Raw genomic sequence first — 20,015 nt, 5'->3', positions numbered from 1 at the left:
GAAATAAACCAGTTTAACTGGTAAGTGAAAGTGACAAAAACACTGAGCCTGAACGGATTTGTGGTCAGGCTAGCGTCTTTAGGCGCAGTTTGGCAACAAGGGGTTATACCCCAAGAGCAAACCACCCGTTGGACGGGTGGTCATGATTTATAAATTATGTTTAGGGGCCTTGACCTTCACATGATGTGATGGTTTAGTATGTGAGATATAAGATAGCCGGGGAGGTAAACTTATCAATATTAGTGAATTGTCTCGAAATACCGGAGTGAGTCTTCGTTCCTTGAGATACTACGAAGAAAAAGAACTATTGAGCCCAACTCGCTTGCAAAACGGCTATCGTGAATATACTGAATCTGATATTGAGCGAGTCGGATTTATTCAACTTTACTTCAGTCTTTGTCTCAATGCTAAGGAAATCACCACATTTTTCGATTGTGCATTTAGTGCGGAAGTCAAATATCAATGTCTACCAAATGCAATTAAAGTTGGTGAAAAAAACTTGAAGAAATCAGTAAACAAATCGAGATCTTAAGAAGAGCAGAATCTCATATAAAAGAGCGCATATCAAGTTGGAAAGAAATCCTGAGTAAGGGAGTCGACAAGAATGAATAGTAATATGAATCAATTAAATCAACGACTCGCCATAGTTGCTGGAGGAAATCGTGGTATAGGAAGGGAAAGTGCACGTCAGTTGGCTTCAAAAGGATTACGAGTGCTAATCACATGTCGGGATGAAGATAAAGGGCGGCAAACGGTTAAAGAGATACAAAGAGAAGGACTATCTGTTGAATTACAAGTAGTCGATGTAAATGATGTACAGAGTATCAGGCAGATGATCGAAAGAGTAAAAGATGATTTTGGTCGTCTTGATGTTCTCGTGAATAATGCAGGAATTATTTTGGATCGGGGAGTTTCTGTGTTGGATGTTGAAGAGTCCGTAATGAGAGAGACATTTGAGACTAATTATTTTGGTGCCTTACGAATGATTCAAGCTTCAGTCCCTAAGAGAGAGTAACGATGACGATATGATTAGGCATTTTGATTCAGTTTCAGGAATAGAAGAAATTTAATGATTTTATTTTGGAGGACTATTATAAGTTAAGGGTTCTTTTTTGTCGGCTGTTATGCCTTTAATTCATCTGTGTCCGGCCTGTGCAGATCTGTGCGGATCGGGAAGGGACCAGGAAGATGGCCGCGCTTGGCCGCAGTCGATGCAACCGGAGGGCGGCCCTGGAGCTGCATACTGCACGGATGCGGACGGGACACCAGGAAGGTGGAATTGGAGGCATCTTGAGAAGTACCCAAATGCTGCACCGAGTGTTTTATAAAAGCTCAGTTTTATATTAGTAGCGTAGCCGCTACACATCGTAGTATGTTCGTCATTTAATCAAAACCCCGTCTCTCTGCAAAAAAAATCGAAAAAAATTTTTAAAAAAATCGTAACTATTCCCAGGATTTAGGAGTCCTAATTAATAGATCAACTTATTATAGTGTGACTAGGAAATAACTAATCACTAATCATCGACTTATAGAACAAGAAAAAGGTGGTGTGTTACAGGTAGATCAGGTTTCTGAAGAAGTAGCTTGAGAGCAGCTACAATACTAGCAAGCTCTTAAAACTAATTTTGAAGAGATTTGATTTGGTGAAGTTTAAACGAATTTCTATTCTATTATCTCTCATTGTTGTTTTTATGTTGGTTACACCGTTAAGTGCATTCGCTCAAACATCAGATTTACCAGAATCTGATTTAAACTCGTTACCAAAAGAACTTGCAGCTGCACTTGAGTTAGGTAACAATACAGTAGTGATTTCTGATAAGGAACAAATAGAAAAACTATCTTTGGAAGATAAAGAATTCGTTATTGATGGTCCAGATACATTTGTAATCTCTGAGAGCACAAAAAAAATAACTACCGTTTTTAATTCACTTGGTGTAAGTTACAGTGCAATCAACGCTGCAACTAACTTTACTATTGGTAAAGAGGAACTAGTTACTTTCACAAGTAATACGCCAGTAAAAGCTGGTGAAAGGTTACACGCTCAATGCTATACCACATACCATAAAAAAACCTTCGATGTATACGATGAGACCTCTTCCGGTGGTGGTACAACTGGGACTTACGTCGGTTCCGGTGAAGCAGTAAGACCCACTGGGACTTTTATTAAAAAGACATTTTATTGAAAAAAAGAAGGTGTTTATCTCCCCTCAGATTGTCGAGAAACCCTGGCCTTTCTAAAAGGTGCAGGGTTTCTATTCGTATTAAACAGGTTAAAAACAGGGTGTATAGTGTGTAGATGCCATTCTCAGCAATCGGCGAGAGCCACTGTAACTTGAATAAGTACAGGGTATTCTCACCACTCCTTTTGTACATGAGTAAGTATCATTGTTATTATATGACATATAATAAGACCATCAAGTAAGGAGTAAAAGGAGTAAATGTTATGAAAAACCTTAGAGCACGATTACTCTTATTAATGAGTTCAATTGCAATAGCAACTTGTTGTTTTTTAATGCTAGAACAGAGTAGTACCGCAAAGCAAATTTCAGAAAATAAAATCAAAACGATTGAATTTGAAAGAAACTCACCGGCCGAGGAAAGAGCTACGTTAGATAATCAAGTAATAACGGATCGAAAAGAACTTGAAAAAATCGCAAAAAATGAAAACTTGGATTCTGTTCCGATTAGAATTGAAACAGAGTATAGTGGGCCATAAAAAGCGAGCTTCTAAAACGGAAAAGTTTAGCTCCGTCTCATCCCCTTCAACCAGCAACCAATACCGGAATCAAAGAAAACAGAAGCCTGGTCGATGAGTGTCACCGACCAGGCTTCTTCGATTTGATGAATGAAAATAGGTATGGGCGTATCGTTAATATCTCTTCCGGATTAGGGTCCTTTGAGATTCTACAAGGATTCTTAGGTTTAAAAGGGTCAACATCAGTTTATCGCATTTCTAAAACGATGCTTAATGCTCTGACATGCTTGGTTGCACAAGATGTGGCTGATATGGGGATCAAAGTTAACGCTGTTTGTCCGGGCAGAGTGCAAACGGATATGGGAGGAGCAGATGCGCCCCAAACGATCGAGGAAGGGGCAGATACGGCTGTTTGGTTGGCGCTACTTGGCGAAGATGGTCCTAATGGAGGCTACTTTCGTGAACGCCAGCTAATCGCTTGGTAGATTTTTCAAATTATAAACAGAAGTTAGTCAGTGGGCCAAGGGATTTGTATCCCTTGGTTTTTTATATTCTCATTCGTTATCTATGGCTGACGGAGTTTGCGGTCTGGTTTCATCGAGCAAATGGCTACGAAGAACTATAACCCAAGAGGTGCTTTTTAAGTTATAATAGTAAAAAATTTATGCAAATACGTGGGAGGGTTTTATCATGCAGAGATCCTGGTACAAGCGTCTATTGCTCTCCTATATGCCCATTTTTGTTATTGTGATTACCTTTATATTTTTTGTTTTCTTTCAGCTGTTCAGCGAACAGAGTCGCCGGGAGGCCCTTAACGCCAATAAATCGCTTTCCTTGCAAGCGATGCGCATGGTGGATACGTCTCTGAAGGTGATCGACAATATGATCGTTCTTGAGAACATCAATAGCAAGGCTTTGAACGATTTTTTTGAATCTTCCGCCGTGAGCGATCCATATATCAATATCCAAGCTGTTAAGAAGCTCAAGGAGATTATTAATTATTATCCCTTGATTGATTCGATTTATCTGGTGAGGAATTCGGACGGCTATGTGCTCAGCGATGCCACAAATGGATACATAAGTACATATCCGGACCATGAATTTATCGAGCAATATCAAGTATCGAAAACGCCGAAATGGACAGGCGCTAGAAATTTTGAACAATTTACAATGAAAGGCGGCAAACAGGTGGTCAGCCTGGTCAGAGGATCGCCTTATATGAAAAACGATTTTGGCATGATCGTTGTCAACGTGAGCGCGGAATCTTTGAACAAGCTTACCCAAGACATGCTGGATTCCAAGATGAGCTTCATTCAGGTTGAGGATGCTTCCGGAAATCATCTGTTCGGCACCTCGATGGATCGTCCGCCATCCCAAGTCAATTCCCAGTATGTATCAAGCTATACGAATTGGAAATATGGCAGCGGTTTGTTGAACAACAGTTTTGTAAGCGCTATCTCTTATCTGTATAACCTTTGGTTTATCATCGGTCTTGGCATGATTGCCATCGGCTTCCTATGGATGATTTATGTTTCCAGGCGCAACTCCAAGCCCATTGAGGCAATCGCCGCCCGATTCAGCAGCTATTCGCTTCCGGTGGTGAGCGGAGGACGGGGGAAGGGGAAGCTGGATGAATTTGCTTTTATCGAATCCGCCTTTGACAACATACTGGAACAATCCAAGGAATATCAGGAGAAATACCGTGAGGATCTCCATGTCAGGACCCGGTATATGTTCCGTCAGCTGATCGAAGGGGACTCTCGTCTGTCTATTTCCGAATGGAAATCGGAAGCGGTTCGGCTGAATTTGCCGCTGCCGCTGGATCGATATCGTATCCTCATCCTTGAAATCGATAAGTATGGCGATTTCTGCCGGGACTATTCCAAAGCCGATCAAGATCTGCTTAAATTCACCCTGCGGACGGTCGTTGACGAGATCGCCTCGAAAAGGGACTGCCGGCTGTGGTCGGAATGGACTTCACCTTCCAATCTGTCCATTATGCTGTTTGAAGAACAGGGTCAGGACAAGTTCGAGGAGGCCGTACTGGTCCCGGTTGCAGAACAAATCCTCGCATGGACGCATCAAAACTTGAAATTTACGATTACGATTGGCATAGGCGGATCCACAGATCAGATTGGCGATATTCCGCACTCTTATAAAGATGCGATGCAAGCTTTAAAGTATAAAATCGTGCTCGGTGAAAACCGGCTGATCCGCAGCGAGGATATTTCGAGCCATGGCATCGTCGAGGTTTATACGCATTTGGGTGAAATCCGCTCGATCATCCAGTCCTTCAGAATGCTGAAAGAGCATTGGAGCGACGATTACGATCAATGGTTTGAACAGCTGAAGAACAGCTTCCTGACCAATGATGAAATATTCAGCCTGATGAATTACCTTATTTATTATATCGGCCGCGAAATGTCGGGACTGGGCAAGGAAATTTACAACAAGTGGATACAGGAGGGATTGCCGAAGCTGACAGTAAAGGTAGACAATTCTTACTCCTTGGAGCAGCTGAGACAGGAAATCAAACAAGTGCTGACGGATCATTATGAACAGATGAAACAGATTCAGGATGGAAACCAATACTCCAATATGATCAGAAACATATGCAGCCTAATCGAGTGCGATTATGCCAATCCGGATCTTTCCCTTGAAATGCTGGGGGAACAGTATCAGCTCAGCGCCAAATATGTAAGTAAATTGTTTAAGGAAAACACCGGACAAAGATTCGTTGATTTCCTGATCGATATTCGAATGAAGGAAGCGAAGCGGCTGCTGACGGAAACGGACTATTCTGTGCAGGAGATTGCAGAGCGGGTCGGATACGCCCATGCCATTTCGTTTACCCGCGTTTTCAAGAGGACGGCTGGAGTTACCCCGGGCGAATACCGGAATAGCCGGAAGGCACAGCAGCGTGGAGAAAATGATTCAGCAGTAGAAAACGGTTAAGGCGGCGATCATGCATCGCTGCCTTTTTTGATTGGAAATGTACCCGTTTTTAAGGCGGTCCGTTCGCCTCCAGTAAACCTTGATGCGTTTTTACGAGGAGACCTTGGCGAAAACGGTTAGTCGATTTTATTTTTGTTTCTTGTTGCCGGATGACATTGTTGTATACACTCGGTTTACATCGCAAGGATCTGAAAGTAGGAATGGACGAAAGGAGTTAACCAGCATGCCGAGACTGAACTCTAGGCTTCAAACTGAACCAAGCCTGGACCAGAAACACCCCCTACAGTTGAAAGCGCTGCCAGAAGGGGGGAGAGGAAGGTCAAGAAGAAAACAAATTAAGCGACATTGGCAGCTGTATCTCGTTCTGCTGCTGCCCGTTCTTTATTTGATCATTTTCAAATATGTACCTATGGCCGGTATTGTAATCGCATTCAAAAATTATAACGTCATCAAGGGAATCTGGGGAAGCGACTGGGTCGGACTGAAATATTTTCACCAGTTCTTCGATTCGCCGAACTTCTGGCTCTACATTAAAAACACACTTGGCATCAGTTTCTATGGATTGATCGTAGGCTTTCCCGCACCCATCCTATTGGCACTCGCGCTAAACGAAAATCGCAACGGTCTATTCAAAAAGACGGTACAGATGGTATCTTATGCCCCATATTTTATTTCTACAGTCATCATGGTTTCGATCATTGTCGTCAACCTGACGCCAAATGTTGGGATGATCAGCAAATTTTTTGAGATGCTTGGTATGAGTAATACGAATTTTATGGGTATTCCGGGTCTGTTTAAGTCCATTTACGTCTGGTCGGATGTCTGGCAGTTTACAGGATACGGAGCGATTATTTACATTGCAGCGCTGTCCGGCGTCAACCCGGAGCTGTACGAATCAGCCAAAGTGGATGGCGCGTCCCGCATCCAAAAGATTCTAAACATCGATATCCCGAGCCTCATTCCCGTATCGGTCATTCTGCTCATTCTCAATCTAGGCAACATCATGAAACTAGGCTTTGAAAAAATATACCTGATGCAAAATCCGCTTAACTTAAGCACGTCAGAAGTCATATCCACTTATGTGTACAAGGTTGGTTTGCTGGGATCCAGCTTCAGTTTCTCGACGGCAATCGGTCTCTTCAACTCGGTCATTAACCTTATACTGCTGGTGTCCGTCAATTACATCGCCAGAAAGCTGTCTAACAGCAGCTTGTGGTAGGGATATCCCGCTTTTCGAAAAAACAAAACCAACTCCGGAAAGAGAGGAGACTTTATGTTCAATAAAACGGCTATACGTGAATCGAAAGGCGATCGCCTCTTCATGTTCTTGATCTATCTGTTCTTGTCATTGGTTCTTATTGCTGTAGCTGTACCACTGATCTACATTGTAAGCTCGTCCTTCAGTTCGCCTCAAGCGGTCGTAACGGGCAAAGTTTGGCTGTTTCCCGTAGATTTTACGCTGGACGGCTACAAGGCGGTGTTCAATAATCCGCAAATCGGCGTCGGCTATCTGAACTCCCTCTTTTACACCGTCGTCGGCACGATCATTAATGTAACACTAACGATTATGCTAGCTTATCCGCTGGCGAAGAAGACCCTTTACGGCCGTAATTTCTTCATGGTTCTGCTGGTGATCACGATGATGTTTGAAGGAGGACTGATTCCTTATTATCTCGTCGTCAAAAATCTCCATCTGCTGGATACGCGCTGGGCCATGATATTGCCGGGGGCGCTTGGGGTATTCCAGGTTATCGTCGCAAGGACGTTTTTCCAAACCACGATTCCCGATGAATTGGCGGAAGCCGCGGAGCTGGACGGATGCAGTGACATCCGGTTCATTTTCAGCATCGTCCTGCCGTTGTCCAAACCCATTATTGCGGTCATGACGTTGATGTATGCGGTCGGCCATTGGAATGCTTATTTTGATGCACTGATCTTTCTAAGAAAGCCTGACTTGTTTCCGCTTCAAATCATTCTCCGCAATATTCTAATCCTGAATACAGTCGATGCTTCCATGATGGCTGATGTGAGCCAGATGCAGGCGCAGCAGGGGCTTAAGGATTTGCTGAAATATTCCTTGATCGTTGTTGCTAGCGTGCCTGTGCTTGTCATATATCCTTTCGTCCAGAAACATTTTGTCAAAGGCGTCATGATCGGCTCGCTGAAGGGCTGATCACGAAGAACGATAATGACATCAAGGAGGTGAGGCTGTACATTATTCAGATACGGCAAAAGCTCATGGCGGAACAGGAAAGGGGCCAAGCGCCCGAAATACTGATGATAAGTGGGGGGAATATTCAATGGAAAAGAGCATGAAAAAGAAAACCTGGCTAGGCTTCATCAGCTGCCTGATGGCTTGCATGCTGCTGCTTAGCGCCTGCAGCGGCACCAAATCGGCCGATTCCGGCGATCAGGCAAACGGCAAAACGGCAGATGAAGATTTGTTTACGCCTGTCGGTTCCTATCCGATCGTGAAGGAGCCGATGACCATTAAAATGTTCGCACCGCAATACGCGTCAATCGAAAACATGGATACCAATTTATATACCAAATACCTTGAAGATAAGACCAACATCGAAATCGCCTGGGACCTTGTACCGGACAATGCTTTGAACGACCGCAAGCAGCTCATGCTGGCCGGCGGCGATTATCCTGAAGTCATTCTTCATGGGAATTTGACCAAGGAAGAGCAGATGAAGTATGGACAGCAGGGCGTTTTTATCCCTCTGAATGATTTGATTGAACAGTATGCACCTAATATCAAGAAAGCTATGGAAGATCTCCCCTACATGAAAGCCTCCATTACGAGTCCGGACGGCAACATTTACGCTCTGCCGCAGGTCAATGAATGCTATCATTGTGACAATGCGCTCAAAATGTGGATCAACAAAAAATGGCTGGATAACGTGGGGCTGCCCGTGCCGACGACAACTGACGAATTCTATACTGTGCTGAAGGCGTTCAAAGAGAAAGACCCGAACGGAAACGGCAAAAAAGATGAAATCCCGCTAACAGGCTCGGATGAAATGTGGGCAGGCAACGTCTCCGCCTTCCTGATGAACTCGTTTATCCTTGATGACTACGTCGACAAGGGTTCGGGTACGTTCCTCCGCGTCATCGATGGCAAAGTCGACTTTACGGCAAACAAAGAAGAGTGGAAACAAGGCCTCATTTATCTGAATCAATTGTACAAAGAGGGATTAATCGATCCCGCGGCCTTTACACAGAATGCGGATGCGGTTCAACAAATGGCCAACCGCGAACCGGACAATATTATGGGTGCGCTTTCAACGGCATTAATCAGTTATGCTTACAGCATGGATGATAAGGCACCGCGTCATAAAGACTATGTTGCCCTGCCGCCGCTGAAAGGCCCGAATGGTGTGCAGCAGACGCTGAATTTTGCCGGCATCGGAGTCTCACAATTTGCGATTACGAATAAAGCGACGAGCGAGCAGCAGATTGCCGCCATCCGGTTAGCGGATTATTTATATACGGAAGAAGCGATTGTGTTACAGGAATATGGTCCTGAGGGCGAAAGGTGGCGGAAAGCGGAGTCCGGTGAAAAGGATATCGATGGGAAGCAGGCTAAATATACAGCTATTCCTGACCCCGAGAAAAAGCCGACGCATAATGACGGTTGGGAACAGATCGGTCCATCGCTCAGAACTTATGCTTATCGAGCATCCTGGACATCTCCTCAGGATCCGCTCGCTCCCGACGGATATGGTACCCGTCTGAATCAGGTTTCCAAGGAATATGAACCGTACCAATCCAAGGAGCAATATCCAACAGGACTGTTCATAGCGCTTGAAGATGCCGAGCTCGTTGCGCAGATCAAGACAACGCTTGTCGACTACGTAAAATCCAATATGGCGCAGTTTATTACAGGCTCTAAAGATATTAATAAAGAATGGGACTCTTATGTGCAAGGGCTGGAAGGAATGCAACTGAGCCAGTACCTGGAAATCTATCAAAAGGCATTAGATGCGAGAAAATAATGCAAAATTTGTTCCCTGCACACGGACATTCCTTGTGCAGGGATGATGATTTAACCTTCATAGAAAGCAGGTGTATGATTCAATGAATGAACTTGCAAAGCCATCTCCACAGCAGCTGGCATGGCAGGATATGGAGATGGGCATGTTTTGCCATTTCGGTATAAATACGTTTTGCGATCAGGAATGGGGAGACGGAACGGATTCAGCGGAAATCTTTAATCCGGAGCAGCTTGATGCCCGGCAGTGGGCTAGAACCGCAAAACGCGCGGGCTTCAAATATCTGGTATTGACCGCAAAGCATCATGACGGATTCTGTCTGTGGCCAACGAAAACGACCGATTACTCCGTGAAGTCCAGCCCGTGGAGGGACGGTAAAGGGGATGTCGTCCGTGAAGTTGCCGATGCCTGCAAAGAGGAAGGACTTCAGTTTGGGTTGTATCTGTCCCCCTGGGACCGACATGAACCTTGCTATCCCGATAAAGAGGCTTATGACGATTTTTACGCGGAGCAATTAACGGAGCTTTTGACCGGATATGGACCGCTGGTCGAAGTATGGTTTGACGGAGCCGGTTCCCAAGGCAGGGAACACGATTGGAACAGAATCATCGGTCTGGTGGATCAATACCAGCCGGATGCAATGGTCTTTAATATGGGACGCCCGACCATCCGCTGGGTAGGGAATGAAGACGGCGTCGCCCCTTATCCGTGCTGGAATACGGCCACCACGGCGAAGGAGAGTATGTTCACCAGCGATATGATGACCTGGATGGAAGGAACCCCGGGCTGGGTACCGGCTGAATGCGATGTTCCGATCCGCAAGCTTCACTGGTTCTGGCATCCTGACGATGAAGCAAGCTTAAGAAGCCTGGAGGAAGTACTGGATATTTATTACCGCTCGGTCGGCCATGGCGCTACGCTGCTCTTAAATATATCCCCGGACAACCGCGGGCTGCTGCCTGAAGTGGATGTGAAGCGTGTCATCGAATTCGGAGATGAAATCCGCCGCAGGTTCGGGCAGCCGGTTGGCCAAACGAGTGGAGAAGGAAGCGAGCTGCTTCTGAAGCTGGAGCATAGCCAGCCAGTAAATCACGTAATCATCATGGAGGACATAGCCCATGGGGAGCGTGTGCGTGAATACGCGCTTGAAGCATACAGCCAAGGCGAATGGAAAGAGCTTATACGTGGAAGTGCGATTGGGCATAAAAAAATCGACCGATTCGACACCGTCGAAACCGATCAATTGCGTGTCAGAATCCTTTCCAGTGTGGAGAAACCTTTGATCCGAAATTTGGCTGCATATCACGTGGAATGATTTTCATAAGTGAAATTAGTAACCAAAAACAGACTGCCGCGGCAGTCTGTTCTTCGTATTTAGTACTTCGTCTCCATTTCTTAAACGGAAGCTTAGAAAATACGGCCTGGGTATCTTGATTTTACGCGCTTATCACGTTACCGCAATAGTCACATTCCTTCTCATCGTTAGGATATACGATGATCCTGGCTCCGCAGCTCGGGCATTCCATGGATCTAGGTCCGCGCCCCCGATCCTCGCTTTCATCGTATTCGTCAACATATTCTTCATTGTAATCATCATCATATGCTTCATGATACTCTTCGGGCTCAAGTTCGAGGATGCCATTTTGGATTCGGCCGAAGGGCAGCATGTGCTCTGTGATCATAAAATCCAAGTCTCGAATGACGTGACTGGGAGATTGTTTCGTCTCTACGGCGATATAATCAATTTCTCTGATCCTTCTGTTCATAACAAGATGGTAATACTGGTGCAATAATAGACTGAATTTGCTATCTGCCCGGCTGCCCAATATGAAAAAAACGATAGCCGGAATTAGAAGTATTATTCCATATAGCCAGGCAGAATCCCAGAAAAGTTGAACATCCTCAGGGTTGTTGAAGTCAAAAGCTAAAATAAATAATCCCATGATTAAAATATAAGTATAAACCCAAAGCCATCCAATCAGTCGATGATTTCTTCCCTTGCGAGAGTGATGAACATGAGTCGTAAGTACACGGAATAATGTCATCAAGAAACCGACGGGATATAATGTGAAGGCGAGTGTTAAAATGACACGGTCGAACTTGGAATATTTTGATTTATAAGGTAAATAATCTTCCATCCTTAGTACTCCTTTTCGTACGGTACTCTCTGGTTCTAATATACTATCATTGTATACGATTTATGGTCTTTGTTGTTGCATTATTTGGAAAAATGCGGTGCAGACATAACCATTATAGGATTCGAAACCTTAGACAAGGAAGCCTTGATGAGCTGTCTAAACGAACCTAAGAAGCAGATATTCCATTCAATATGTGGGACATGTTATGGGTTGTTTTTTGGCAGGGGTTTATTCATACTGAATAAGATGTGCAGAATGATACCGCGCCCCTCAGGGTTTGAAAACATAGGAGGAACCATGTCCTGGAGCAAATTGAAGCAACAGCTGGAGAGTTTTCTCAGTCCTGCATTAGCTGGAAGAGTTGAATATCGCGCCACCGGTTATCGTTATTTACCTGATAAAGCAGGGCTTTGTTATATTTCGGTAGATAAAAAGAACGTACTCAATATGAGTGATAAAACCAGCTCCATAAGGTGGTATCAGACGGAACTGGAAATTAAGAATGATCCCAATATCCAAATTCCGATCAGCGATGATGAATTGGAAGCCGTCAGAAAGGAAACCAAAGGGACCGTTCCAGAGGATCGTCTAAACGTAATTGCAAGAAATAGAAAAGTAACAGTCCTCGCAAAGGAGCTTTTGTCAGCACAGGCTGCATTAAGTAAATCCAATTTTGTCGCTACAGCAAATAAGTTCTTATCTACTTCTATAGAAGAAAGCATAGAGAGCGATGATATCTTATTGAATATTCTAGCTTTGGTAGACAGACGAGTTGGCAAAAAGCGGATTGTAAACATGGCAGATAGGATGAAGTTAAAGCATCCGATTGTGCAATATTTTTATGAACTGCGGCGCAGTGCGTGATGAGAATAAATAATTTTTCGTTGAAAGAATCATATTGCACTTGTGGAAGAGAGGGAATTTCATGTCTGAACAAACAAAGTCGGAAAGAGTTCATCAGGTATTTGAAAAGATATCGGATCAATACGACTCGATGAACTCGGTCATCACTTTTAGGAGACATATCGCATGGCGCCATGATGTTATGAAACGGATGAATGTGAAAGAAGGTAGTAAAGCTCTTGATGTGTGCACTGGAACCGGGGATTGGGCGATTGCTTTAGCAAATGCTGTTGGAACGCATGGAGAAGTCATTGGATTAGATTTTAGCCAAAACATGCTCAAAATAGCCCAAGATAAGCAAGAGCAACAAGCTTTAAAGCAGCTTACCCTTATCCAGGGAAATGCCATGGAGCTTCCTTTTGAAGATGATTCATTTGATTATGTAACCATTGGTTTTGGTTTAAGAAATGTACCCGATTATTCAACCGTGTTGCGGGAGATGTATCGAGTAACGAAACCAGGCGGACAAGTCGTTTGTTTAGAAACATCCCAACCCACATTAATCGGTTATAGACAAGCTTCCCTCTTTTATGTTCGCTATATCATGCCCTTGCTCGGAAAGTTTATTGCCAAAAGTTATGATGAATACTCATGGTTACAAGAATCAGCCCGTCATTTCCCCAATAAAAATGTACTGAAACAAATGTTTTTGGAAGCGGGATTTTCCAAAGTAGATGTAAAAAGCTATAGTGGCGGTGTCGCGGCAATGCATATGGCTATAAAATAAGTGTCTACGATTAACATATACTGCTGTTTGATATACATTGCTTAAATATGCTATAAGTAAAGAAAAAGCAAGAGCATGAACAAGATCAAGAACAGGTTGGACTTACTATTTCGGGATAAAGATTTGTCCTGGTATGTATAGAGGAGTATTGAATATGAAAGACAATTTTTGGCGTGATTTGCCACGACCATTTTTTGTACTGGCGCCCATGGAAGATGTGACGGATGTTGTGTTTCGTCATGTCGTAAGTGAAGCAGCCAGACCGGATGTGTTTTTTACGGAGTTTGCGAATACAGAGAGCTATTGTCACCCAGAGGGGAACCACAGTGTGCGCGGACGTTTGACTTTTACAGAGGATGAACAGCCCATGGTAGCCCATATCTGGGGAGATAAGCCGGAATACTTTCGTCAAATGAGTATCGGCATGGCGAAAGAAGGGTTTAAAGGCATCGATATTAATATGGGTTGTCCTGTAGCGAATGTAGCAGAGAACGGGAAGGGAAGCGGCCTGATCTGCCGTCCCGACATTGCAGCGGATATTATCCAGGCCGCCAAAGCCGGGGGACTGCCCGTCAGTGTAAAAACAAGGCTCGGTTTTAGTAGCGTAGACGAATGGCGCGACTGGTTAACCCATATTTTGAAACAAGACATTGTGAATCTGTCCATTCATCTGCGGACAAGAGATGAGATGAGCAAAGTAGACGCTCATTGGGAACTGATTCCGGAGATTAAGAAACTTCGTGATGAGGTGGCTCCAGACACACTTCTAACCATTAACGGGGATATTCCTGACCGTCAGACCGGCCTCCAGCTCGCTGAACAATACGGTGTGGATGGCATTATGATTGGGCGAGGGATTTTTCATAATCCGTTTGCTTTTGAGAAGGAGCCGAAGGATCATAGCAGTGAGGAATTGCTTGATCTGCTGCGGCTGCATCTGGATCTCCATGATCAATATTCAGCACAGGAGCCACGTTCATTCAAAGCTCTTCATCGCTTTTTCAAGATTTATGTCAAAGGGTTTAGAGGGGCAAGTGAACTAAGAAATCAATTGATGAGCACGGCGTCTACAGATGAAGTGCGTGCGCTTCTGGACGAATTTGCACAGCATATGGAGGAGCGTTAAATTTGTTATAAGATCCACCGAATGTAAGTCTAAAAGAAAAGAAGACAACAGGATTAAACTGGTCCCCATAGACTGGACACTTAGAAAAAAGTGTTGGCTGCGGGGGCCTTTTTGTATACTGGTACTTAGCATCAGCGTACGACGCGTTATTGTTATTTATGCGAACTGCTCAACGTCTTGTGTTCAGGGTACTACAGCTACCTAATCCGCTACTACAACCATTACAGATATCAATGGAGAGGAAAAAAGATGACTCCTGTACAATACAGGAATCATCTTTTTTCGGCAGCTTAACTCTTTTTTTAGGGTACTCGGATTTTGTGGTTGAAAACATCTATCCAAATTTCCAGTCGTCAACTTAATACGATAAATAACGATTCATGGCTGCCGATATAATCCGGCGGCCTGTTTCGCAGGAGTCACTGGCAGATGGAACAACCATTGCATGAGCTTGCTGCTGTCAACGGGCAAGCATACTCATATGATCCAAATAGAAAACTGCACCGCGCGGCGAAAAAGGAAAAGCTGGAGCTTATCACAGCCAAGTTTCAAAATGATTTGTTTGATGCCATCGCTTCAGTTCCACCTGTAACAATTAATCTAAGCCCTGTCATGAAATTTTCTTCATCTGTACCGCCGACATTAATAGCTTCCATAATGTTTGTTATTTCACCGCTGTTTATTGTACGCTCGGGCAGTGTTTCCCAGTTTTGCTCGTCTGCCTGTTCCTCAATCACACAGCCAAAGGTATAACGAATAACGGTAAGCATAACACTTCTGGCTGTCCGTATATCCATTCCTGCACTGCGAAGGGAGGCAAAAGAATCTTCCAAAAACTTCGCTAAAGTTCCATTGGGAAAAGGATGCGCGCGGGCTATCACTCGGCCGCCATCAGGATAAGAAAGCATAGCCTTACGAAACAATGAGATATGCTCAATCAGCCAATCTTGCCAGGACTGCTCACTTTCCCTTGGAACGTAATTGCCCATCTTTTTGTGTAAGATATGCTCGGCCATGTAGTCCACAATCATGGCTTTGTTTTTGAAATGCCAGTAAATGGCCGGGGCTTTTACACCAAGCTTTTTGCCAATATCACGTATAGATAATTCGTCATATCCTTTTTCAGCCATTAATTCAAGCGCCGCTTCGACGATTTCCTGTTGCCTTTCGCTTGGTTTAAAACGATCTTCCATATTCGCACCTCTCTTTTTTTTTTATTATAGGACATAACAAGTGTGTTTAACAGTGTTACACAATTTTTGCGTAATCTATTGACACCACTCCTTAACACCGTTATAGTAAAAAATGCAATGTAACACTGTTAAGGGGGCGAAGATTTGGTGGCGATAGGAGCACATGGTTTAGTCAAAACATTTGGAGCGAATAAGACAGAAAGGATTGATGGGATATGATGTCTAAAAAAATCACTAATGTTCCTGTATTGATTGTCGGAGGGGGATTGGCCGGCCTTTCTGCAGCGTTATTCTTGTCGCGGCATAGCGTACCCTATGTACTCATTGAACGTCATCAGAAAACGAACATTCACCCAAGGGCGCGAGGCTTAAACTTTCGGACAATGGAGTTATATCGGGAAGTGGGGTTGGACGAAGCAATCGATGAGGTCGGTGCGCAATTGGCCAAAGGAAAAGGATGGTACACGGCCCATACATTAAGAGAGGCAGAGCTTGATCCGGAAAAAATGGATATCCCGAAAATACTGCCAGAGTCTGTGAAATCGTATTTTGCTACACTTAAAAAGATAAGTCCTGCTTCCAGCGTTCGTGCTATACAGAATGTGGTTGAGCCCATTTTGCTTGAAGCAGCGCGCGAACGTGGGGGGGACCTTCGTTTTCATACAGAATTGACTGCTTTAGAACAAAATGAAGACCATGTCAAGGCGACCGTTCTCAATCGTACAACGGGTGTTGAAGAAACCATCGTGGCAGACTATATGATTGCTGCTGATGGTGCCAAGAGCCCGCTTCGTCAAATGGTGAACATCAAGATGACGGAAATGAATTCGCACGGTCATATCATTAATATTTATTTTGAAGCTGATCTCGAGCATTTTGTAAAGGGACGCGAATTCAGTGCATGCAACATCACACGTACTGGGGCGGAAGGCGTGTTGCTTGCAATTAATAACCGTGACCGCTGGTGCTATCACGTTTCTTATGATTTTGAAGGCGGTGAGACTGCCGCTAATTTTACAGAAGAACGATGCAAAGAAATCATTCAAAAGGCGATTGATTTACCAGATCTCCAAGTGAAAATATTGAGTGTGCTGCCCTGGGAAGCAGCGGAAAGGGTCGCTGAGCAATTTCAGCAGGATCGCGTCTTTTTAATTGGGGATGCCGTTCACCTCATGCCGCCGACAGGAGGATATGGAGCCAATACGGGGGTACAAGACGCTCATAACTTAGCATGGAAATTAGCTGCGGTCGTTAATAAAGTGGCAGGCCCTGAACTGTTGAAAACGTATGAGGCTGAACGCCGTCCCGTTGCCCTAATGACCGTATCTGAAGCTGGGCGAGTCGCCGACACAGGTGTATTTTCGGCCATGAAAAAACAGACGGAGAAGAGAACATCGCCGTTTGATGATCTGATTGTATCGGTTGGCTATCATTACGAATCCAAAGCCATCCTTGAACAGGATGCCGCTTCTTCATCGCTCAAACATTTCGAACTAAAGGGGCAACCAGGTACACGGACCCCTCATATCTGGGGCGAATATCAAGGTAGAGAACGTTCCACGCTTGACTTGTTAGGTTTAGGATTTGTATTGTTTGCAGGGGAAAAAGCTGAGGGATGGAAGGATGCGGCGAAACACGTATCTGGGAAGTTTGGTGTCAAAATCAATACCTATAGCGTAGGGCAGAATGGAGATTTCATTGATAAAGATCTTGGCTGGCAGAATGCTTATCAAGCCACGGAAAAAAGCGTTGTTCTCGTTCGCCCAGACGGTTTTGTGTGTTGGCGTTGCGATGATCAAATCGAGCAACCGACCCTAACATTGGAAGAGGTATTTGCTCAACTTCTCGGCAAAGAAAAGAGCCTGTAAGAATAAACTGGGAAAGTAAAGCGTCAAGTAATCCCTCCGACTTACGAGCAGAAATATGCCATTTAAAAGCATTGTTGATAAGGTCATCATTGCACGGACGACCATCCTGAGAAACCTAATCCGTACAAGTTGATGATTCCTGACCGTCAGACCGGCCTCCAGCTCGCTGATCAATATGGTGTGGCCCCTTGCCCGCTTCTTCAAAATCTATGTCCGTGGATTTCGTGGGGCAAGTGAATTGAGAAATAACTTAATGAACGCAAAGTCAACAAGTGAAGTACATGCGCTGCTCGATGAATTTGGAAGCAAGGATCATGATGAGGTAGATGAACACGGAAATTAAATGGACAGTCTGGAGAAACAACAGCGAGTGGCAAGGCTTTTTGAGAGTGACTACTCAAGCTTGGGCAAATTTCTCTAGCATAGCAATGTATTTGTTGAGTGGAGCAGGTGCTCCATGAGAACAAATAACATGTTTGAAGAACATGGCCGAATTGGCTGTGTTTTTTCTTTTTGAAACAGCAGAGAAGAATGATTAGCAGAAATACTGGTAGAGAGTGACTTATTGAACAGAAACCCCGTCAACAGCATACATTACCTTATTTGTTCTCAAATTTGATACTTATTCTTTCCATGATAGAGTATAAGTGCTCGTTATTGTACGATGGATATAGATAAGCCACCTAAAAGGATGGTTATGGATATCGAACAAGGAGAAACCTATGTCCTGGAGAAAATTGAAACAGCATTTGGAGCAATTTTACCGTAGTAGAGAGCATCCAGTCGTGCAGTATTTTTTTCTGCAAGGCGTCGATCCGTCCAATATGTCCAGATCGAACAATTCCGCCGGCAGTTCACTATTCGCCATTCCTTTCAATTCCTGAATCGGCATCAGGAACGGGAACGGAGGATTGTGGTTCTTGCGGTATACCCGCATCATTTGTGGGTCAATCTCTACATTCCCTAACATGCGATAACCTGCTCGCTTATATCCACAGTGGATCCACCACCGCATGCAAGGCAGCTGAACACCAGTCCCATGGACGGCCTTTTCATGACGACCCCGCCTGCAAAGACGAACCCACAACGCGGACATTTACCATCGAAATTCGATTCATCAAACTCGGGTACGCAAAAACTACGAAATAGATTCTTTCATCATAATAAGGATCACCGAATACTGCTTGATGTGTTAAATATTGCATTACACCCCCTCCTATATCTCCGATAATACATTTCGACATCAGGAAGGTTTTCCATTCTTCACCCATCGTCGTCTACTACAGAACCATTTCGATTCACTTACTTCAAACAACTGCAACTATCAGTCTGTTTCGAAATGAGAGAGTGTTGATTTATTACGTCTATAAGCGACATTGACAAATAAATAAACAGACTGGAAAAAATCCAGTCTGTTACTATCATTTATACGGGTGAGATTTCACACTATAATTCATTGGATTGAATTGAAAAATTAAGGAGCAGGGGGACCTATTTTGAAACTATCTCGCCAGCCCCATTTATCTCCTGGTTGTGAACCAAAATTAATACCGGCTACACCTAAGGCCATATTAATCAAATTATTAGTATGTGCATGTGCATAAGCACTTGCAAATGCAGCTGTCTTCCCTTGGTCAGATACTGGAATTCTAACTTCTGTAGTTAGCGTTCCAATATGTTGGCCAGTAAGAGCACGAAGATCAACTTCAGCTTTAGTTCCTGTCAAGGAGGACTGATCGATACTTTTGAATCCAAAATCACTTCTTAAAGCTAAGTTTTGAACATAGTATTCACCAGTTGAATTTTTGGGAGTAGCATTAGTCTGCCAAGAATGCCCAATTGTATCTACATAAGTATAGTTTGGTCTCTCATTAAAATAGAATCTATTATGATAAGTATAGATGTATTCTACACCATTAGAGGTTTTACCTTTGTAAACAGAAGTCCCGTAACCGGAATAAATACCATCATTAACGCCTAACGGAGATACCTCTCCGTTACTTTTCTTTAATTCTTCTTGCCTGAGTTTGTTTATTTCTTCTCGATTCTTATCTGTAACAATGTGATCCTTACCATTTAAATCCGTGTAGATGTGTACTTTGTCAGTAGTAACAGTATCTACTTTTATTCCGCCATCTTTTAGAAGAAGATCTTTAAACTGAGTGTCCATTTTTTCGATCTCTTGTTCATTAAAATTCATAAGTTTTAGAATATTGGTTTTTTGGGGATCGGTTAGTTTCTCTGGTGCATCAATCCCCTGAATACGACCATCTTGGTATTTAAATACCGAAAAGTTATTTACTTTTATTTCATTTTTTGGTTCAATAGCACCTAATTGATCATTTGATGCAACAAAAATATCAACAAATGGAGGAAAAAAATGAAAAAAAATGAGAGTCATATGGTTTATCA

Annotated in this window: 17 protein-coding genes and 3 pseudogenes; 16 read left to right on the top strand and 4 right to left on the bottom strand. The window is 43.7% G+C overall.

Features of this window, described 5'->3' with window-relative positions; all coding sequences use genetic code 11:
* Nucleotides 1–265: 265 nt before the first annotated feature.
* The 10 genes from AB4124_RS16880 to AB4124_RS16835 all read left to right on the top strand — a co-directional run bounded on the left by AB4124_RS16880 (nucleotide 266) and on the right by AB4124_RS16835 (nucleotide 10,963).
* On the top strand, nucleotides 266–532 hold the full coding sequence (locus tag AB4124_RS16880; protein ID WP_441973563.1) for a MerR family transcriptional regulator: 267 nt from the start codon (nucleotides 266–268) through the stop codon (nucleotides 530–532).
* 72 nt (nucleotides 533–604) lie between these two features.
* Nucleotides 605–1,015: an SDR family NAD(P)-dependent oxidoreductase gene (locus AB4124_RS16875; protein ID WP_441973562.1), complete on the top strand. Its 411-nt coding sequence runs from the start codon at nucleotides 605–607 to the stop codon at nucleotides 1,013–1,015.
* A gap of 628 nt (nucleotides 1,016–1,643) precedes the next feature.
* Nucleotides 1,644–2,183 carry a hypothetical protein gene (locus AB4124_RS16870; protein WP_441973561.1) on the top strand — a complete coding sequence of 180 codons (540 nt, stop codon included), beginning with the start codon at nucleotides 1,644–1,646 and terminating at the stop codon, nucleotides 2,181–2,183.
* Nucleotides 2,184–2,443: 260 nt separating this feature from the next.
* Nucleotides 2,444–2,716, top strand: a complete 273-nt coding sequence (locus tag AB4124_RS16865) for a hypothetical protein (protein WP_379406802.1) — start codon at nucleotides 2,444–2,446, stop codon at nucleotides 2,714–2,716.
* A gap of 125 nt (nucleotides 2,717–2,841) precedes the next feature.
* A complete protein-coding gene (locus tag AB4124_RS16860) occupies nucleotides 2,842–3,180 on the top strand; it encodes an SDR family NAD(P)-dependent oxidoreductase (protein ID WP_441973575.1) in 339 nt (112 codons plus the stop codon).
* A gap of 205 nt (nucleotides 3,181–3,385) precedes the next feature.
* Entirely contained in the window at nucleotides 3,386–5,650 is a 2,265-nt protein-coding gene (locus AB4124_RS16855; RefSeq protein ID WP_441973560.1) for a helix-turn-helix domain-containing protein, read from the top strand.
* A 223-nt stretch (nucleotides 5,651–5,873) separates the two neighbouring features.
* Nucleotides 5,874–6,869: an ABC transporter permease gene (locus tag AB4124_RS16850; RefSeq protein WP_441973559.1), complete on the top strand. Its 996-nt coding sequence runs from the start codon at nucleotides 5,874–5,876 to the stop codon at nucleotides 6,867–6,869.
* Nucleotides 6,870–6,923: 54 nt separating this feature from the next.
* Nucleotides 6,924–7,823 carry a carbohydrate ABC transporter permease gene (locus AB4124_RS16845; protein ID WP_076325522.1) on the top strand — a complete coding sequence of 300 codons (900 nt, stop codon included), beginning with the start codon at nucleotides 6,924–6,926 and terminating at the stop codon, nucleotides 7,821–7,823.
* Between the two features lie 127 nt (nucleotides 7,824–7,950).
* Nucleotides 7,951–9,651: an ABC transporter substrate-binding protein gene (locus AB4124_RS16840; RefSeq protein WP_441973558.1), complete on the top strand. Its 1,701-nt coding sequence runs from the start codon at nucleotides 7,951–7,953 to the stop codon at nucleotides 9,649–9,651.
* Nucleotides 9,652–9,733: 82 nt separating this feature from the next.
* On the top strand, nucleotides 9,734–10,963 hold the full coding sequence (locus tag AB4124_RS16835) for an alpha-L-fucosidase (protein ID WP_441973557.1): 1,230 nt from the start codon (nucleotides 9,734–9,736) through the stop codon (nucleotides 10,961–10,963).
* Between the two features lie 121 nt (nucleotides 10,964–11,084).
* Here the strand turns inward: AB4124_RS16835 and AB4124_RS16830 are convergent, their stop codons facing one another.
* Nucleotides 11,085–11,786, bottom strand: coding sequence for a hypothetical protein (locus AB4124_RS16830; protein WP_441973556.1), 702 nt, complete (start codon nucleotides 11,784–11,786; stop codon nucleotides 11,085–11,087).
* 297 nt (nucleotides 11,787–12,083) lie between these two features.
* On the opposite strand from AB4124_RS16830, the gene AB4124_RS16825 reads away from it, so the two are divergent.
* The 4 genes and pseudogenes from AB4124_RS16825 to AB4124_RS16810 form a co-directional block, all read left to right on the top strand.
* Complete coding sequence (locus AB4124_RS16825; RefSeq protein ID WP_441973555.1) at nucleotides 12,084–12,650, top strand: SF0329 family protein; 567 nt, start codon at nucleotides 12,084–12,086, stop codon at nucleotides 12,648–12,650.
* A gap of 61 nt (nucleotides 12,651–12,711) precedes the next feature.
* Nucleotides 12,712–13,416 carry a demethylmenaquinone methyltransferase gene (locus AB4124_RS16820; protein WP_430108325.1) on the top strand — a complete coding sequence of 235 codons (705 nt, stop codon included), beginning with the start codon at nucleotides 12,712–12,714 and terminating at the stop codon, nucleotides 13,414–13,416.
* A 154-nt stretch (nucleotides 13,417–13,570) separates the two neighbouring features.
* Nucleotides 13,571–14,542 carry a tRNA dihydrouridine synthase gene (locus AB4124_RS16815; protein ID WP_441973554.1) on the top strand — a complete coding sequence of 324 codons (972 nt, stop codon included), beginning with the start codon at nucleotides 13,571–13,573 and terminating at the stop codon, nucleotides 14,540–14,542.
* A gap of 207 nt (nucleotides 14,543–14,749) precedes the next feature.
* Nucleotides 14,750–14,836, top strand: a pseudogene (locus AB4124_RS16810) (IS3 family transposase); the annotation flags it as partial.
* A 254-nt stretch (nucleotides 14,837–15,090) separates the two neighbouring features.
* Here the strand turns inward: AB4124_RS16810 and AB4124_RS16805 are convergent.
* Complete coding sequence (locus AB4124_RS16805) at nucleotides 15,091–15,735, bottom strand: TetR family transcriptional regulator (RefSeq protein ID WP_076325515.1); 645 nt, start codon at nucleotides 15,733–15,735, stop codon at nucleotides 15,091–15,093.
* Between the two features lie 215 nt (nucleotides 15,736–15,950).
* Between AB4124_RS16805 and AB4124_RS16800 the strand changes: the two genes are divergently transcribed.
* Together AB4124_RS16800 and AB4124_RS16795 are read left to right on the top strand one after the other, a co-directional pair.
* On the top strand, nucleotides 15,951–17,603 hold the full coding sequence (locus tag AB4124_RS16800) for an FAD-dependent monooxygenase (RefSeq protein WP_441973553.1): 1,653 nt from the start codon (nucleotides 15,951–15,953) through the stop codon (nucleotides 17,601–17,603).
* 184 nt (nucleotides 17,604–17,787) lie between these two features.
* Nucleotides 17,788–17,946: pseudogene (locus tag AB4124_RS16795) on the top strand (tRNA-dihydrouridine synthase); the annotation flags it as partial.
* Nucleotides 17,947–18,405: 459 nt separating this feature from the next.
* Here the strand turns inward: AB4124_RS16795 and AB4124_RS16790 are convergent.
* Together AB4124_RS16790 and AB4124_RS16785 are read right to left on the bottom strand one after the other, a co-directional pair.
* Nucleotides 18,406–18,644 (bottom strand): annotated as a pseudogene (locus AB4124_RS16790) (DNA cytosine methyltransferase); the annotation flags it as partial.
* Between the two features lie 433 nt (nucleotides 18,645–19,077).
* A complete protein-coding gene (locus AB4124_RS16785; protein WP_441973552.1) occupies nucleotides 19,078–20,004 on the bottom strand; it encodes a hypothetical protein in 927 nt (308 codons plus the stop codon).
* Between the last annotated feature and the right edge of the window lie 11 nt (nucleotides 20,005–20,015).

It is taken from the genome of Paenibacillus sp. 2KB_20, from assembly GCF_052115765.1.
Lineage (GTDB): Bacteria > Bacillota > Bacilli > Paenibacillales > Paenibacillaceae > Paenibacillus_AQ.
The sequence above is the reverse complement of the archived record's forward strand: the minus strand, read 5'-3'. Positions and strand labels throughout refer to the sequence as shown.

Coding starts and splice junctions, on each gene's coding strand:
- AB4124_RS16785 (WP_441973552.1), bottom strand. CDS start 20,004: ATGACTCTCATTTTTTTTCATTTTTTTCCTCCATTTGTTGATATTTTT.
- AB4124_RS16845 (WP_076325522.1), top strand. CDS start 6,924: ATGTTCAATAAAACGGCTATACGTGAATCGAAAGGCGATCGCCTCTTC.
- AB4124_RS16840 (WP_441973558.1), top strand. CDS start 7,951: ATGGAAAAGAGCATGAAAAAGAAAACCTGGCTAGGCTTCATCAGCTGC.
- AB4124_RS16875 (WP_441973562.1), top strand. CDS start 605: ATGAATAGTAATATGAATCAATTAAATCAACGACTCGCCATAGTTGCT.
- AB4124_RS16865 (WP_379406802.1), top strand. CDS start 2,444: ATGAAAAACCTTAGAGCACGATTACTCTTATTAATGAGTTCAATTGCA.
- AB4124_RS16820 (WP_430108325.1), top strand. CDS start 12,712: ATGTCTGAACAAACAAAGTCGGAAAGAGTTCATCAGGTATTTGAAAAG.
- AB4124_RS16830 (WP_441973556.1), bottom strand. CDS start 11,786: ATGGAAGATTATTTACCTTATAAATCAAAATATTCCAAGTTCGACCGT.
- AB4124_RS16850 (WP_441973559.1), top strand. CDS start 5,874: ATGCCGAGACTGAACTCTAGGCTTCAAACTGAACCAAGCCTGGACCAG.
- AB4124_RS16805 (WP_076325515.1), bottom strand. CDS start 15,735: ATGGAAGATCGTTTTAAACCAAGCGAAAGGCAACAGGAAATCGTCGAA.
- AB4124_RS16855 (WP_441973560.1), top strand. CDS start 3,386: ATGCAGAGATCCTGGTACAAGCGTCTATTGCTCTCCTATATGCCCATT.
- AB4124_RS16825 (WP_441973555.1), top strand. CDS start 12,084: ATGTCCTGGAGCAAATTGAAGCAACAGCTGGAGAGTTTTCTCAGTCCT.
- AB4124_RS16800 (WP_441973553.1), top strand. CDS start 15,951: ATGATGTCTAAAAAAATCACTAATGTTCCTGTATTGATTGTCGGAGGG.
- AB4124_RS16860 (WP_441973575.1), top strand. CDS start 2,842: ATGAATGAAAATAGGTATGGGCGTATCGTTAATATCTCTTCCGGATTA.
- AB4124_RS16815 (WP_441973554.1), top strand. CDS start 13,571: ATGAAAGACAATTTTTGGCGTGATTTGCCACGACCATTTTTTGTACTG.
- AB4124_RS16835 (WP_441973557.1), top strand. CDS start 9,734: ATGAATGAACTTGCAAAGCCATCTCCACAGCAGCTGGCATGGCAGGAT.